Origin of the sequence: Micromonospora sp. NPDC005710, assembly GCF_040630995.1 — a bacterium.
Taxonomy (GTDB): Bacteria; Actinomycetota; Actinomycetes; order Mycobacteriales; family Micromonosporaceae; genus Micromonospora.
This window is the reverse complement of record NZ_JBEXYP010000006.1, coordinates 32,071-45,551: the sequence shown is the minus strand read 5'-3', so window position 1 is coordinate 45,551 and position 13,481 is coordinate 32,071. Positions and strand designations below refer to the sequence as shown.

Below are 13,481 nucleotides of genomic sequence, written 5' to 3'. Positions count from 1 at the left end.
ATCGGCGCTCGGGCTCTGCGCTGTCGACGCACTCGTCACCCGGCGATCGTAGGCTGCCAAGGTGACCGGTGGCGTCCGTCGTCCCTGATACCGGTATTCCCAGTCAATGAAGGAGACGAATCCGTGGGTGAAATGTCCGAAGTCGGGCGCCTGATTCTGCTCGGTGCTCCACTCGGCAACCCCGCCGACGCCTCGGCCCGACTGCGAGAGGTGCTGATCAGCGCCGACGTGGTCGCCGCCGAGGACACCCGCCGGCTCACCCGGCTGGCCCGCGACCTCGACCTCACCGTCGGCGGTCGAATCGTCTCCTACTTCGAGGGCAACGAGGAGCGGCGCACCCCCGAACTGGTCGAGGCCATCCTCGGCGGGTACGTGGTGGCGCTCGTCACCGACGGTGGGATGCCGAGCGTCTCCGACCCCGGATACCGGCTGGTCCGCGCCACGCTGGAGGTCGGGGCGCCGATCACCGTGGCCCCCGGCCCGAGCGCGGTCACCACGGCCCTCGCCGTCTCCGGGCTGCCCTGCGACCGGTTCTGCTTCGAAGGCTTCCTGCCCCGTACCCCCGGTGGCCGCCGATCCCGGCTGCGCGCGCTCGCCGCCGAGGAGCGCACCCTGGTCTTCTTCGAGGCCCCGCACCGGATCGGGGCGGCCCTCACCGACCTGGCCGACGCGTTCGGAGCGGACCGGCCGGCCGCGCTCTGCCGCGAACTCACCAAGACCTACGAGGAGGTGCTCCGCCGTCCCCTCGGCGAGCTGGCCCGGTGGGCCAGCGAGGGAGACCCGCGTGGCGAGATCACCCTGGTGGTGGCCGGAGCGCCGGTGACCGCCGCCGAACGGCCCGACGATGACACCCTGCGCGCCGCCGTCGCCGAGCGGGAGGCCGCCGGCCGGTCCCGCCGGGACGCCATCACCGACGTCGCCACCGAGTACACACTGCGCCGCAGGGACGTCTACACGATCGTGCACAGCTGACCGGTGTGGTCGGGCCCCTCCGACGACCAGCTCACCACGCGGTGGCGAGGAATCCGACGGTGATCAGGGTGGGGCCGGCGATGGCGGCGGCGATCGCCCAGCGGCGGTGCCGTCGGCCGGGGAGCCGGGACGAACCGGTCCACCTGACGATGCCGGCCGTGCAGCCGATCACCACCAGCAGACCGGGCAGCCAGCGCAGGTGGCGGCCCACGCCGACGTCCGCGTACGCGGTGCCGCTGTCCGGGCCGGTCATCCGTGCCGGCAGCGGGGTGCCGGGAACGCTTCCCTCGGCGGGCACGCCGCTGACCCGGACGCCATGGGCGACGAACCGCCCGTCGTCGGCCGTGAAGATGCCCCGGCACCGTTGGGTGAGCCCGCCGCCGGAGCAGTGGTCGATCACCACGGTGCCCGTCCGGCCATGCCCGACCGCGAGCCAGAACGGGCCGGCGCTGACCCAGGCGAAGAAGGCCACGACCAGGCTCAGCCCGACGAGCGCGGCGAGCCCGGGCAGCGGGTCAGGCGGTGGCGGCGTACGGCTGGGTGCCCGACGCCACGCCGGTCGGAGCCCGCGCGACCGCGCCGGGTCCTTGCGGACCGGGGTGCCGTCCCAGTGCACCTGCTCGATCGGTGCCCAGAAAGCGCCGTCGTCGTCCGGCGGGTCGCCGTCCGGGCGGTGGTCGCGCTGCTGGCGTCCCTGCTGCCGGACCGGCACCCGACGCGGCACCGCGTCCACCGGCGCGCCGGTGGTCGGCTCCACCTCGACGGACTCCGCGTCGGCCGGCCGACCCGACGAGCCGGGCCGGACCGGGCTGGGTACGGGTGCCGCCGGGGTCGGACGGGTCGGGGTCGGCGACGGCCCCGCCGGCGTGGGGCGGGCCGCTGCGGCGGATCTCCCCGCCGGGGTGGGCCGCTGCGCACCCGGGTCGGCGCCGGGCACCGGCCGGGGCTGCGGCGCGACTCCGGCGACCCGGGGCGCGGCGGGTTCGGGCGCGAGGTCGTCGCCGACCGCCGACCCGGTGGGACGGTCCTCGTGGTCCCGCGCCGCTCCTCTGCCCGTCACGACGTTCATTGCACACCGCCTCAGGAGGTGAAACGGGCAGTTGAGCCGCGTGTCGGCGACAAATCGGACCAACGGTCGGGGTGGTCGGCCCGGTCCGCCGGGCGGGCACCCCCTATTGGTTCGCGAACGCCCCGGACGGGTCACTAGGCTCACTGCTCATGAGTCACGTTCTCGCGGCAGTGGCCTGGCCCTACGCCAACGGCCCCCGCCACATCGGCCACGTCTCCGGTTTCGGCGTTCCCTCCGACGTCTTCGCCCGGTACATGCGGATGGCCGGCCACGACGTGCTCATGGTCTCCGGCACCGACGAGCACGGCACGCCGATCCAGGTGCAGGCCGATGCCGACGGGGTGACCCCGCGCGAACTGGCCGACCGGTACAACAGGGTGATCGTCGAGGACCTGCACGGCCTCGGCCTCTCCTACGACCTGTTCACCCGCACCACCACCCGCAACCACTACGCGGTGGTGCAGGAGTTGTTCGAGGGGATGTACCGCAACGGCTACATCGTGCCGAAGACCACCATGGGCGCGATCTCCCCGTCCACCGGGCGCACCCTGCCCGACCGCTACATCGAGGGCACCTGCCCGATCTGCGGGTACGACAGCGCGCGCGGTGACCAGTGCGACAACTGCGGCAACCAGCTCGACCCGATCGACCTGATCGACCCGAAGTCGCGGATCAACGGGGAGGCTCCGAAGTTCGTCGAGACCGAGCACTTCTTCCTGGACCTGCCGGCCCTGGCCGAGGTGCTGCGGCAGTGGCTGGACACCCGCGAGGGGTGGCGGCCCAACGTGCTGCGGTTCTCCCGCAACCTGCTCGACGACCTCCAGCCCCGGGCGATCACCAGGGACCTGGAATGGGGCGTACCGATCCCGCTCGACGGGTGGCGGGACCGGTCGGACAAGCGGATCTACGTGTGGTTCGACGCGGTGATCGGCTACCTGTCCGCCTCGATCGAGTGGGCCCGCCGCTCCGGCGACCCCGACGCGTGGCGCAGGTGGTGGTCCACCGACGGTGCCGGCAAGGACAGCCAGTCCTACTACTTCATGGGCAAGGACAACATCGTCTTCCACTCGGTGATCTGGCCGGCGCTGCTCTCCGGCTACTCGGGCGAGGGCTCCCGCGACGGTGAGCCGGGCGAGCTGGGCCGGCTCAACCTGCCCACCGAGGTGGTCTCCAGCGAGTACCTGACCATGGAGGGGCGCAAGTTCTCCTCGTCCCGCAAGGTGGTCATCTACGTTCGCGACTTCCTGGAGCGCTACGACGCCGACGCGCTGCGCTACTTCATCGCCGCCGCCGGCCCGGAGAGCAACGACACCGACTTCACCTGGGCCGAGTTCCTGCGCCGCAACAACGACGAGCTGGTCGCCGGCTGGGGCAACCTGGTCAACCGGTGCGTCTCGATGGCCGCGAAGAACTTCGGGGCGATCCCTCCGGTCGACCCGGCCGGGCTCACCGAGGCCGACGAGGCGCTGCTCGCCGTCGCCCGGGCCGGCTTCACCGGAGTCGGCGACCTGATCGGCCGGCACCGGCAGAAGCAGGCGATCGGGGAGGCCATGAAGGTGGTCGCCGAGGCCAACCGGTACCTCTCCGAGCAGGCACCCTGGAAGCTCAAGGACGAGGCGGACAGGCCCCGGATGGGCACCATCCTGCACGTCGCCCTCCAGGTGATCAGCGACGCCAACACGCTGCTCACCCCGTTCCTGCCGCACTCGGCGCAGCAGGTGCACGAGCTGCTCGGCGGCATCGGCGTACACGCGCCGATGCCCGTCATCGAGCAGGTCGACGATCTGGACGGTGGCCCGGCGTACCCGGTGCTCACCGGCGACTACACGGTCGGCGCGCGCTGGGAGTCGGTGTCGATCGAGGCGGGCCGTCCGCTGTCCACGCCGAAGCCGGTGTTCCGCAAGCTCGACCCGTCGATCGTCGACGAGGAGTTGGCCCGGCTGGCCGAGTGAACGCGCGCCGCGCGGCGGCCGGATGACCGACCGCCGCGCGCCGTCACATCGCGTACCTGGTGTCCATCACCTGGTCGTCGGTCACCTCGGCGCCCGGCGCCCACGCCTCGTAGACGCCCCGTTCCTGACACTGCGCACCGGTGGTGATCACGGTGTCCGGGTTCGGGTAGCGCAACCGTACCCGCAGCCAGCCGGCCTCCTCCCGCAGCACCAGGCACGGCACTCCCCGCCAGTGGGCGAACCGGACCCGGCGGGCCACCGCGTCCACCGGGTAACGGGCCGCCCGGGTCATCGCCAGCACGCGGAACCCGCCGGGCAGGTCCGCCACCGCCTCGTACTCGGTGTCGCCGTACATGCCGACGAGTTGGGTGGAGCGGGGCGCCTCCGCGTTCGGCACGTACTCCTGATCCGGGGAGATGCCGGGCACCGCCGCCAGCAGGTGTCGCCACTGCGGGCCCACCATCCGTAGCCAGCCGCGCTGCTCGGCCTGGTAGGTGTACAGCACCACCTCCACCCCCTCCGGCGGGTAGGCGACGAGGGTGGCGTTCGCCGGCATCGGCAGGTCGGCGAAGTCCCGGGTGATGAACTCCGGGATGAGCTGACCGTTGCTGGGCACGAAGCCCGTGCCGAGCACCGGGGCGCCGAGCCGGTCCCGCGAGGGCAGCGCGGTCAGGCCACGGTGAGCGGGGCCCACCGGCACGTCGTAGTCGCCCGGGTCGGACGCGCGCCAGCGCAGCGCGTACGCCACGTCCGGGCCCTCCCGGCCGGCGTCGCCGTCGGTCCGCAGCACAGTGGTCGTCGCCGGCGTCCGCAGGTGCGCCACGTCGTGCTCCCGGTAGCAGAAGCCGTGCGGCAACCAACCCCGGACGTAGCCGGCGACCTGCTGGGCGGAGAGCACCTTCATCATCCGGGTGCCCCGCCGGACCACCGCCGACGCGCGTGCCATCGTCAGCATCGGGTCGCCCGCCGCCGCCGGCTGCTGGCTGAGCTGGTGCAGGTCGGCCCAACCCCGCTCGCGGTGGGCGGGCATCAGGAGCGGTGTCTCCGGCTCGTCGGCCGGTTCGGTGGCCCCGTGCACAGCAGTCACCTCGGTGACGTGCACGAACCTTCGCCACGGCAGGGCGCTGCCGGGGCGGGGCGCCCACTCGAAGCCGGCCACCTCGTCGGCGCTGAACAACTCGTACGCGGCACCCCGGGCGATCTCCTCGGCCGGGTACACGCCGCCGCCGAACGCCACGTGCAGGCCGGTGCGTTCGCCAGCGGTGCCGTCGGTCCGGGGGGTGACGCTCATGCCGTCACCTCCCTCTGTCCGGTGAGACGGGTGCCGTCGCGCCGCCCGCGTCGGCCCGTTGGCGACGGTAGAGTCGCGCGGCGTAGTCGGGGTGAACGTCGGGTGGCGGGCAGATGGACAGGCCCGGTGTGTGATGCTGTCGCTGATGAGCGAGCCCACTGAATCCCGCCGCGAGCGTGCCGCCCGGCGGGCCGGAGAGTTTCCGCCAGCCCCGGAGCCGCTGCCCCGGGCGGTACTGGACAGCCACACCCACCTGGACATCACGGTCAGCGAGGCCGGTGTGCCCGGCGGCGGGCCGGCCGACGACCCGGTGGCCGTTGCCATCGCGCTGGCCACGAAGGTCGGCGTGGACCGGCTGGTCCAGGTGGGCGTGGACGTGGCCTCCTCGCGGTGGGGCGCGGACACCGCCGACAGGTACCCGGCCGTGCTGGCCACCGTGGCGCTGCACCCCAACGAGGCGCCCCGGCTCAGCGACCTCGACGAGGCGTTGCGGGAGATCGAGTCACTCGCCGCCCGCGACCGGGTCCGGGGGATCGGCGAGACCGGGATGGACTTCTTCCGGACCGGTGACGAGGGGCGTGCCGCGCAGGAGCAGAGCTTCCGGGCGCACATCGCCATCGCCAAGCGGTACGGCAAGACGCTTGTCATCCACGACCGCGACGCGCACGCCGACGTGTTGCGGATCCTCGACGACGAGGGTGCCCCCGACCGGGTGGTGCTGCACTGCTTCTCCGGCGACGCCGACTTCGCCAGCGAGTGCGTCCGCCGCGGTTTCCTGCTGAGCTTCGCCGGCACCGTCACCTTCGGCAGCGCGACGGCGCTGCGCGAGGCCGCCGCGCTCACCCCGGTGGATCAGCTGCTCGTGGAGACCGACGCCCCCTACCTCACCCCGATGCCGTACCGCGGCCGGCCGAACGCGTCGTACCTGATCCCGCTCACCGTCCGTGCGCTCGCCGCGACCACCGGCCGCGACCTGGACGAGTTGTGCGCGGCCATCTCCGCCACCGGCGACCGGGCCTTCGGCCCGTGGTGAGCCTGCTCGGCCCGGCGGAGATCCGGGAACTCGCCGCCCGGCTGGGCGTCGCGCCCACCAAGAAGCTGGGCCAGAACTTCGTGCACGACCCGAACACGGTGCGTCGGATCGTCACCGCCGCCGGCCTGACCCCCGACGACGTGGCCCTGGAGGTGGGGCCCGGGCTCGGCTCGCTGACCCTGGGGCTGCTGCCGGTGGCCGGGCACGTGCACGCCGTGGAGATCGACCCGGTGCTCGCCGGGGCGCTGCCGGAGACCGTCGCGCGGCACGCCGGAGCCGACGCCGCCCGGCTCACCGTGCACCGCGCGGACGCGCTGCGCATCGCCGCCGCCGAACTGGCCGACCCGCCACCGACGGCGCTGGTGGCGAACCTGCCCTACAACGTCGCCGTGCCGGTGGTGCTCCAACTGCTCGCCGTGCTGCCCACTCTGCGCCACGGCCTGGTGATGGTGCAGAAGGAGGTCGCCGATCGGCTCGTCGCCGGTCCCGGCTCCAAGGTGTACGGCATCCCGTCGGTGAAGCTCGCCTGGTACGCCGAGGCCCGGGGCGCCGGCAAGGTGCCGCCGAACGTGTTCTGGCCGGTGCCCAACGTCGACTCCGGCCTGGTCGCCTTCACCTGCCGCCAGCCGCCCCGCACCGACGTACCCCGCGAACGGGTCTTCGCCGTGGTGGACGCGGCGTTCGCGCAGCGCCGCAAGACCCTCCGCGCCGCGCTGGCCGGCTGGGCCGGCGGCGCGGACCGGGCGGCCGCGGCGCTCACCGCCGCCGGCGTCGACCCCGGTGCCCGTGGGGAGTCACTGACCGTCGAGCAGTTCGCCGCCATCGCCGCGTCGGCTCCGGCCGGTACGCCGGCCGGGAAGTAGGCTGACGCCGTGCCTGCCGAGGAGCTGATCGTGGCCAAGCCGTTCGACATCCGTCTGCACCTGCGGGACACCACCCCGTGACCGAGGCCTGGCGACCGGACGACGACGAGCGACGCGGGGCCATCGGCCCGGTGCGGGTGCGGGTGCCCGCGAAGGTCAACCTGCACCTCGGGGTGGGCCCCCTGCGCCGGGACGGCTACCACGAGCTGAACACGATCTACCACGCCATCTCGATCTACGACGAGCTGACCGCCCGCCGGGGCGACACCCTCGCCCTGACCATGGAGGGCGAGGGCACCGGCGAGTTGGCGCTGGACGACACCAATCTGGTGATCCGCGCTGCGCACGCCCTCGCCGGGTACGCGGGGGTGCTGCCGCACGCCCGACTGCACCTGCGCAAGCAGATCCCGCTCGCCGGTGGGCTGGCCGGTGGCAGTGCCGACGCTGCCGCCGCGCTGGTGGCGTGCGACGCGCTGTGGGGCACCGGGCTGTCCCGCGACGAGTTGGCGGGCATCGCCGCCGACCTCGGGTCCGACGTGCCGTTCCTGATCTACGGCGGCACCGCGCTGGGCACCGGCCGGGGCGAGGCGATCAGCCCCGTGCTGGCCCGCCCCACCTCCTGGCACTGGGTGGTGGCGATCGCCGACGACGGCCTGTCCACGCCTGCCGCGTACCGGGAGTTGGACCGGCTCCGCGACTCCGGCGCCGCCGGCACCCCGCTGGGCAGCACCGACGCCCTGCTGGGCGCTTTGCGCCAGCGTGACCCCCGGGTGCTCGCCAGTACGCTCGGCAACGACCTCCAGGCCGCCGCGCTGGCCATGCGCCCGGCGCTCGCCGACACGTTGAAGGCCGGCGAGGCGGCCGGTGCGCTCACCGGAATCGTCTCCGGCTCCGGGCCGACCTGCGTGTTCCTCGCCGCCGACGCGGCCGACGCGGAGCGGATCGCCGCCGAGCTGACCGCCGCCGGCGTCTGCCGGGAGGCGCGGGTCGCGCGCGGTCCGGTAGCCGGCGCCCGCGTCGGCTGAGAACGCCTCCGACCGGGCCGGCCGGCACGCGGCGCGGGCGTTCGGGGCGTCCGCGTACCCTTGGGACAGGCGTCCAGGTGCCCGCCGGCACCCGGACGCCTTGATCATGAAGGGTGGAACGTGGCGAACATCGTCAATCTGGACCGGGTGTCCAAGGGGTACGGCGCCGCCGGGCGGCTGCTCACGGACGTCTCGCTCGGCCTGGACGACGCCGACCGGATCGGTGTGGTCGGCCTCAACGGCGCCGGCAAGTCCACCCTGCTGCGGCTGCTCACCAAGCAGGAGGACCCCGACGACGGCCGGGTGACCCACCGCCGTGACCTGCGCGTGCTCTGGCTGCCGCAGCAGCTCGCGTTGGCCCCCGAGGCGACCGTCCGGGACGTGGTGCTCGGCACCGCCTGGCTCGCCGAGGGCATGGGCGCCGAGCACGAGTGGGCCGGCGACTCCGGGGTGCGGGCCATCCTCGACGGCCTCGGCATGCCGCACCTCGGCCTCGACCAGCCGGTCGGCCCGATGTCCGGTGGCGAACGCCGCCGGGTGGCCCTCGCCGCGCTGCTCGTCCGCGACGCCGACCTGCTCATCCTCGACGAGCCCACCAACCACCTGGACGTCGGCGGTGTCGACTGGCTGGCCCGGCACCTGGTTGGGCGCAAGGGCGCCCTGGTCGTGGTCACCCACGACCGGTGGTTCCTGGACGCGGTCTGCACCACCACCTGGGAGGTCGCCGACCAGGCCGTCCGCGCCTACGAGGGCGGCTTCGCCGCCTGGATCCTCGCCCGCGCCGAGCGCGAGCGGATCGCGGCCGCCACCGAGGCCCGCCGGCAGAACCTGCTCCGCAAGGAGATCGCCTGGCTGCGCCGTGGCCCGCCCGCCCGGACCTCCAAGCCGCAGTTCCGCATCGACGCCGCGAACGCGTTGATCGCCGACGTGCCGCCGGCTCGCGACACCATGTCGTTGCAGCGGATGGCCACCTCCCGGCTCGGCAAGCAGGTGTACGACCTGGAGAACGTCGAGCTGCACGCCGGCCCGAAGGAGATCCTGCGGGACGTCACCTGGCAGGTCGGCCCCGGCGACCGGATCGCCATCCTCGGCGCCAACGGTGCCGGCAAGACCACCCTGCTGCGAATGCTCGCCGGCATCACCCGCCCCGACGGTGGTCGCCTCGGCACCGGCTCCACCGTGCGGCCCGCGTTCCTCTCCCAGGAGCTCACCGAGCTGCCCGGGCACCTGCGGGTGCTGGAGGCGGTGGAGGACGTCGCCCGCCGGGTGCAGCTCGGGGACCGGGAGGTCTCCGCCTCGCAGCTCGCCGAGGTGTTCGGGTTCGACGACCGCCGGCTCTGGACCCCGGTCAGTGACCTGTCCGGTGGGGAACGCCGCCGGTTGCAGATGCTGCGGTTGCTGGCCGGCGAGCCAAACGTGCTGCTCTTCGACGAGCCCACTAACGACCTGGACACGGACACCCTCGCCTCGCTGGAGGACCTGCTCGACTCGTGGCCCGGCACGATCATCGTGGCCAGCCACGACCGCTACCTGATCGAGCGGGTCACCGACACGGCGTACGGGATGTTCGGCGACGGTCGGCTGGTGCACCTTCCGGGCGGCGTGGACGAATACCTCGCGCGGACCGCCGAGCGGGCCGGCTCTCCTCGGCCGGGCGTCACGTCGACCTCCGCGCCCGCCGCCCCCTCGGGAGGTGGCAGATCGGCCGCCGAGGTGCGGCAGGCCCGTAAGGAGCTGACCCGGCTGGAGCGGCAGCTCGGCAAGCTGGACCAGCGCGAGACAGTGCTGCTCGACCAGCTCGCGACGGACGCCACCGACTACGCCCGGGTCGCCGAGTTGGACACCCAACTCAAGGATCTGCGCGCCGAACGGGAGCGGATCGAGGAGACCTGGATGACCCTCGCCGAGGACCTGCCCGAGACCTGACCGGCCGGGCGCGCCGGCCCGGGCCCCGTGTGCGGCGTCACACCACCACATGCGAGACAATCGTCGGCGACACCTACCCCACGGCGTTGGAGACACAGACATGGCACACACCCCCGTCAACCACCCCGCGCGGCCGATCTACCGGGCGATCGGCGGGCTGACCGGTCTGTACCTGGTCGTCTTCGGTGTGCTCGGCATCATCACGAGCACCGGCAACGAGATCCTCGCCCAGGACGACACCCGGGTGCTCGGTCAGGGCACCAACCTGGGCTTCTCGCTGCTCTGCGTGCTGCTCGGGATCGTCGTGCTGGTCGGCACCGGGCTCGGCCGCAACATCGACGTGGTGATCAACCAGTGGCTGGCGTACAGCCTCATGGTGGTCAGCCTGGCGGGTCTCGCGTTCATCCGGACCGACGCCAACATCTTCAACTTCAGCATCGCCACCGTGATCGTCGTGATGACTGCCGCGCTGGTGCTGCTCATGGTCGGCATGTACGGCAAGGTCGGCTCGGAGGACGAGGCGGAGGCGTTCCACAAGGCTCGCCTGGTTCTCTGATCTTTTGCGGTTGCGGCAGTGGGTTTTCGCCGGAGCCCGAGCTGCTCCCGGCGGTCAGGCTTGATCCCTGCGCAGCTCGGGCTCCGGCGAAAACCTGACCTGGTCCTGCCTGTCGGCGGACCTCGTCGGCTTTGTGGTTCTTCGGACACTTGGCGCGAACCTGGGCGACAATTCCCCTGAAACGGTCATATCAGGGGGTCTGGCATGCCGCACTTTCCGGTCAACCATCCGGCACGGCCGCTCTACCGGATCCTCTCCGGGCTCGTCGGGCTCTACATTCTGGTCTTCGGCGTCTGGGGCGTGGCCGAGACGATCGGTGACCCGCTCTTCGCCCGCAACAGCACCTGGGCCCTCGGGCTCCGGACCAACCTGGCCTTCTCGCTGGCCTCGGTGATCTTCGGGGTCGTCCTGATCATCGGGGCCTCGCGGCGCACCAACCTCGGCCACTACATGAACCTCACAGCGGGCGTGGTGTTCCTGGTGACGAGCATCCTGACGATGTCGGTGCTGCAGACCGGAGCGAACGTCCTCAACTTCTCGATGTCGACAGTCATCGTGTCGATGCTGTTCGGCCTGATCCTGCTCGGCACCGGCCTCTACGACAAGGTCGGCCCGCCGGAATCCGCCGAGGCGGAACTCGAGCACCGCAAGCACCCGGTGGCCGACGTGCACCGCCGCTGACCGAGGTCAGGTACGCCGTGCGGTGATCAGGGTCGGCTTCGCCTCCAGGTGCGACAACCCGTTCCAGGCGAGGTTCACCAGGTGCGCCGCCACCGTCTCCTTGCGCGGCTTGCGCACCTCCAGCCACCAGCGGCCGGTCAGCGCCACCATGCCGACGAGCGCCTGCGAGTACAGCTCGGCGAGCTTCGGGTCGTACCCCCGGCTCTTGTACTCGGCGCCCAGGATGTGCTCGACCTGGTGGGCCACGTCGTTCATGACACTGCTGAAGTTGGCCGTGCCGGACATCAGCGGCGACTCGCGGACCAGCACCCGGAAACCGCTCGTCTCCTCCTCGATGTAGGTCAGCAGGGCCAACGCCGCCTGCTCCAGCAACTCCCGCGGATGCCCGGCGGTCAACGCCGTGGTGATCCGGTCCAGCAGGGCTCGGACCTCCCGGTCCACCACCACCGCGTAGAGCCCTTCCTTGCCACCGAAGTGCTCGTAGACGACCGGCTTGGAGACCTTGGCGCGGGCCGCCACCTCCTCGATGGAGGTGGCGTCGAAACCACGCTCGGCGAAGAGTTGCCGGCCCGTCGCGATCAGCTGCTCCCGCCGCTGGGCCGCCGACATGCGGACCCGGGAGGGCGCCTTGGCTTTGGGTGCTGCCGTCGGCAACACCCGTCGGCCACCGACAGCTGCTCCCGCCTCGTCACTGGCCTCGGGCATGTCGCCGCCTTGCTGGCGCTCGGTGACGCCCTGCCGTGGAATGGTGCCTCCGCTGTGCCCGTTCACGTCGTCGCCTCACTGTCGGGCGGTTCGACCACCGGGCCGCGCCGTTCGACCGTACCCGGATTGGGCCCGGCGCCCCGTCCGCCGAGCCGCCTGGTTGCCCGCATGGCTCGGTCCTCCAGCCATCCTGCCAGGCGGCATCCCCGTGCACCGCCCGGTTTCAGCGGGGGGCGACGGGCTTCACGAGCTTGGCGGCGAGGCGCTCCGGCTTTGGCCAGCGCACCTGCGTTGCCGCGCCGACCTTCTCGAACAACCAGATCACCCGGGCGGAGATGTCCACCTGACCGCGCAGCACGCCGTGCCGGGCGCTGGTCGGGTCGGCGTGGTGCAGGTTGTGCCAACTCTCGCCGAACGACAGGATCGCCAGCGGCCAGAAGTTCGACGCGCGGTCGCCCTGACGCATCGCGAACGGACGTTCGCCGTAGACGTGGCACACCGAGTTGATCGCCCAGGTGACGTGGTGCAGAAGGCCGATCCGGACCAGCCCGGCCCAGAAGAACGCGGTGAGCGCACCCTGCCAGGACCAGGTGACCAGGCCGCCGATCAGCGCCGGGCCGAGCAGCGAGACGACCACCAGCACGGGGAAGAGCCGATCGACCCGGCTGATGTCCCGGTCGGCGATGAGATCCGGCGCGAAACGCTCGCGGTTGGACAGCTCCCGGCGGAACAGCCAGCCCACGTGTGCGTGGAACAGGCCCCGGGTCAACGCCCAGAAGCTGGTGCCGAAGCGCCACGGCGAGTGCGGGTCACCCTCCAGATCGGAGAAGGCGTGGTGGCGTCGGTGGTCGGCGACCCACTGGATGATCTCGCCCTGCACCGCCAGCGAACCCGCTACCGCCAGGGTCACCCGCAGCCACCGCTTGGCCTTGAACGAGCCGTGCGTGAAGTAGCGGTGGAAACCGACCGTGATGCCGAGCCCGGAGACGACGTACCAGACCAGGCCGATGATCACGTCGGTCCAGCCCAGCCAGCCGCCCCACGCCACCGGTACGGCGACCAGCAGGGCGACGAAGGGGATCACCACGAAAGCCCAGAGGGCGGCCAGGATGCCGGGCGACTGGCTGCCATCGGTGAGGGGTTTCGGGCCGGGGCCGGCGGTGTTGGGATCGAGCACAGCAGTCGACATGGGACCTCGCAGGGGGATGGTTTTGGATCACGAAGCTACGCCTACGTTACCGTAACTTACGGCACCGTAGATCGCACGGCGAAGTTTAGAACGGTCTTCGCGTAACCGCTCGAAATGGCTGGTCAGTAGGCCCGATGGCGGGAATCTGACGGCTCTGGTCGGGGCATTGGCCGCTGCCCATCGCGGGTCGACTCCGTCGATCGCTCCCGATGCGGCGGG

The 13,481-nt window shown here is 72.2% G+C and carries 12 protein-coding genes; 8 read left to right on the top strand and 4 right to left on the bottom strand.

Annotated features, from left to right (window positions below):
• The first annotated feature begins 123 nt into the window (after positions 1-123).
• Positions 124-972, top strand: coding sequence for a 16S rRNA (cytidine(1402)-2'-O)-methyltransferase (gene rsmI, locus ABZ406_RS10095; protein WP_357758296.1), 849 nt, complete (start codon positions 124-126; stop codon positions 970-972).
• A 31-nt stretch (positions 973-1,003) separates the two neighbouring features.
• Here the strand turns inward: rsmI and ABZ406_RS10090 are convergent, their stop codons facing one another.
• Positions 1,004-2,041: a hypothetical protein gene (locus tag ABZ406_RS10090; protein ID WP_357758293.1), complete on the bottom strand. Its 1,038-nt coding sequence runs from the start codon at positions 2,039-2,041 to the stop codon at positions 1,004-1,006.
• A gap of 149 nt (positions 2,042-2,190) precedes the next feature.
• On the opposite strand from ABZ406_RS10090, the gene metG reads away from it, so the two are divergent.
• Entirely contained in the window at positions 2,191-3,993 is a 1,803-nt protein-coding gene (metG, locus tag ABZ406_RS10085; RefSeq protein WP_357758290.1) for a methionine--tRNA ligase, read from the top strand.
• Positions 3,994-4,036: 43 nt separating this feature from the next.
• Here the strand turns inward: metG and ABZ406_RS10080 are convergent, their stop codons facing one another.
• Positions 4,037-5,284 carry a hypothetical protein gene (locus ABZ406_RS10080; RefSeq protein WP_357758287.1) on the bottom strand — a complete coding sequence of 416 codons (1,248 nt, stop codon included), beginning with the start codon at positions 5,282-5,284 and terminating at the stop codon, positions 4,037-4,039.
• Positions 5,285-5,417: 133 nt separating this feature from the next.
• Here ABZ406_RS10080 and ABZ406_RS10075 point away from each other — a divergent pair, with 133 nt between their 5' ends.
• The 6 genes from ABZ406_RS10075 to ABZ406_RS10050 all read left to right on the top strand — a co-directional run bounded on the left by ABZ406_RS10075 (position 5,418) and on the right by ABZ406_RS10050 (position 11,368).
• Positions 5,418-6,317 (top strand): TatD family hydrolase, encoded by a 900-nt coding sequence (locus ABZ406_RS10075; protein WP_357758285.1) that lies wholly within the window; start codon positions 5,418-5,420, stop codon positions 6,315-6,317.
• Entirely contained in the window at positions 6,311-7,180 is an 870-nt protein-coding gene (gene rsmA / locus ABZ406_RS10070) for a 16S rRNA (adenine(1518)-N(6)/adenine(1519)-N(6))-dimethyltransferase RsmA (protein WP_357758282.1), read from the top strand. The genes ABZ406_RS10075 and rsmA overlap by 7 nt, the downstream gene beginning before the upstream one ends.
• Positions 7,181-7,257: 77 nt before the next feature.
• Positions 7,258-8,205: a 4-(cytidine 5'-diphospho)-2-C-methyl-D-erythritol kinase gene (locus ABZ406_RS10065; protein WP_357758279.1), complete on the top strand. Its 948-nt coding sequence runs from the start codon at positions 7,258-7,260 to the stop codon at positions 8,203-8,205.
• A gap of 120 nt (positions 8,206-8,325) precedes the next feature.
• Positions 8,326-10,131 carry an ABC-F family ATP-binding cassette domain-containing protein gene (locus ABZ406_RS10060; RefSeq protein WP_357758276.1) on the top strand — a complete coding sequence of 602 codons (1,806 nt, stop codon included), beginning with the start codon at positions 8,326-8,328 and terminating at the stop codon, positions 10,129-10,131.
• Between the two features lie 100 nt (positions 10,132-10,231).
• Positions 10,232-10,687 carry a DUF4383 domain-containing protein gene (locus ABZ406_RS10055; protein WP_357758273.1) on the top strand — a complete coding sequence of 152 codons (456 nt, stop codon included), beginning with the start codon at positions 10,232-10,234 and terminating at the stop codon, positions 10,685-10,687.
• A 204-nt stretch (positions 10,688-10,891) separates the two neighbouring features.
• A complete protein-coding gene (locus ABZ406_RS10050; protein WP_357758270.1) occupies positions 10,892-11,368 on the top strand; it encodes a DUF4383 domain-containing protein in 477 nt (158 codons plus the stop codon).
• A 6-nt stretch (positions 11,369-11,374) separates the two neighbouring features.
• Here ABZ406_RS10050 and ABZ406_RS10045 read toward each other — a convergent pair whose 3' ends face one another.
• Both ABZ406_RS10045 and ABZ406_RS10040 read right to left on the bottom strand, forming a co-directional pair.
• Positions 11,375-12,073, bottom strand: coding sequence for a TetR/AcrR family transcriptional regulator (locus tag ABZ406_RS10045; protein WP_357758267.1), 699 nt, complete (start codon positions 12,071-12,073; stop codon positions 11,375-11,377).
• 223 nt (positions 12,074-12,296) lie between these two features.
• On the bottom strand, positions 12,297-13,262 hold the full coding sequence (locus tag ABZ406_RS10040) for an acyl-CoA desaturase (protein WP_357758264.1): 966 nt from the start codon (positions 13,260-13,262) through the stop codon (positions 12,297-12,299).
• Positions 13,263-13,481: the final 219 nt, after the last annotated feature.

Bases quoted from the DNA above. Each gene is read 5' to 3' on its own strand.
- ABZ406_RS10090 (WP_357758293.1), bottom strand. From the start codon at position 2,041: ATGAACGTCGTGACGGGCAGAGGAGCGGCGCGGGACCACGAGGACCGT.
- metG (WP_357758290.1), top strand. From the start codon at position 2,191: ATGAGTCACGTTCTCGCGGCAGTGGCCTGGCCCTACGCCAACGGCCCC.
- ABZ406_RS10080 (WP_357758287.1), bottom strand. From the start codon at position 5,284: ATGAGCGTCACCCCCCGGACCGACGGCACCGCTGGCGAACGCACCGGC.
- ABZ406_RS10075 (WP_357758285.1), top strand. From the start codon at position 5,418: ATGCTGTCGCTGATGAGCGAGCCCACTGAATCCCGCCGCGAGCGTGCC.
- ABZ406_RS10055 (WP_357758273.1), top strand. From the start codon at position 10,232: ATGGCACACACCCCCGTCAACCACCCCGCGCGGCCGATCTACCGGGCG.
- ABZ406_RS10050 (WP_357758270.1), top strand. From the start codon at position 10,892: ATGCCGCACTTTCCGGTCAACCATCCGGCACGGCCGCTCTACCGGATC.
- ABZ406_RS10045 (WP_357758267.1), bottom strand. From the start codon at position 12,073: ATGCCCGAGGCCAGTGACGAGGCGGGAGCAGCTGTCGGTGGCCGACGG.
- ABZ406_RS10040 (WP_357758264.1), bottom strand. From the start codon at position 13,262: ATGTCGACTGCTGTGCTCGATCCCAACACCGCCGGCCCCGGCCCGAAA.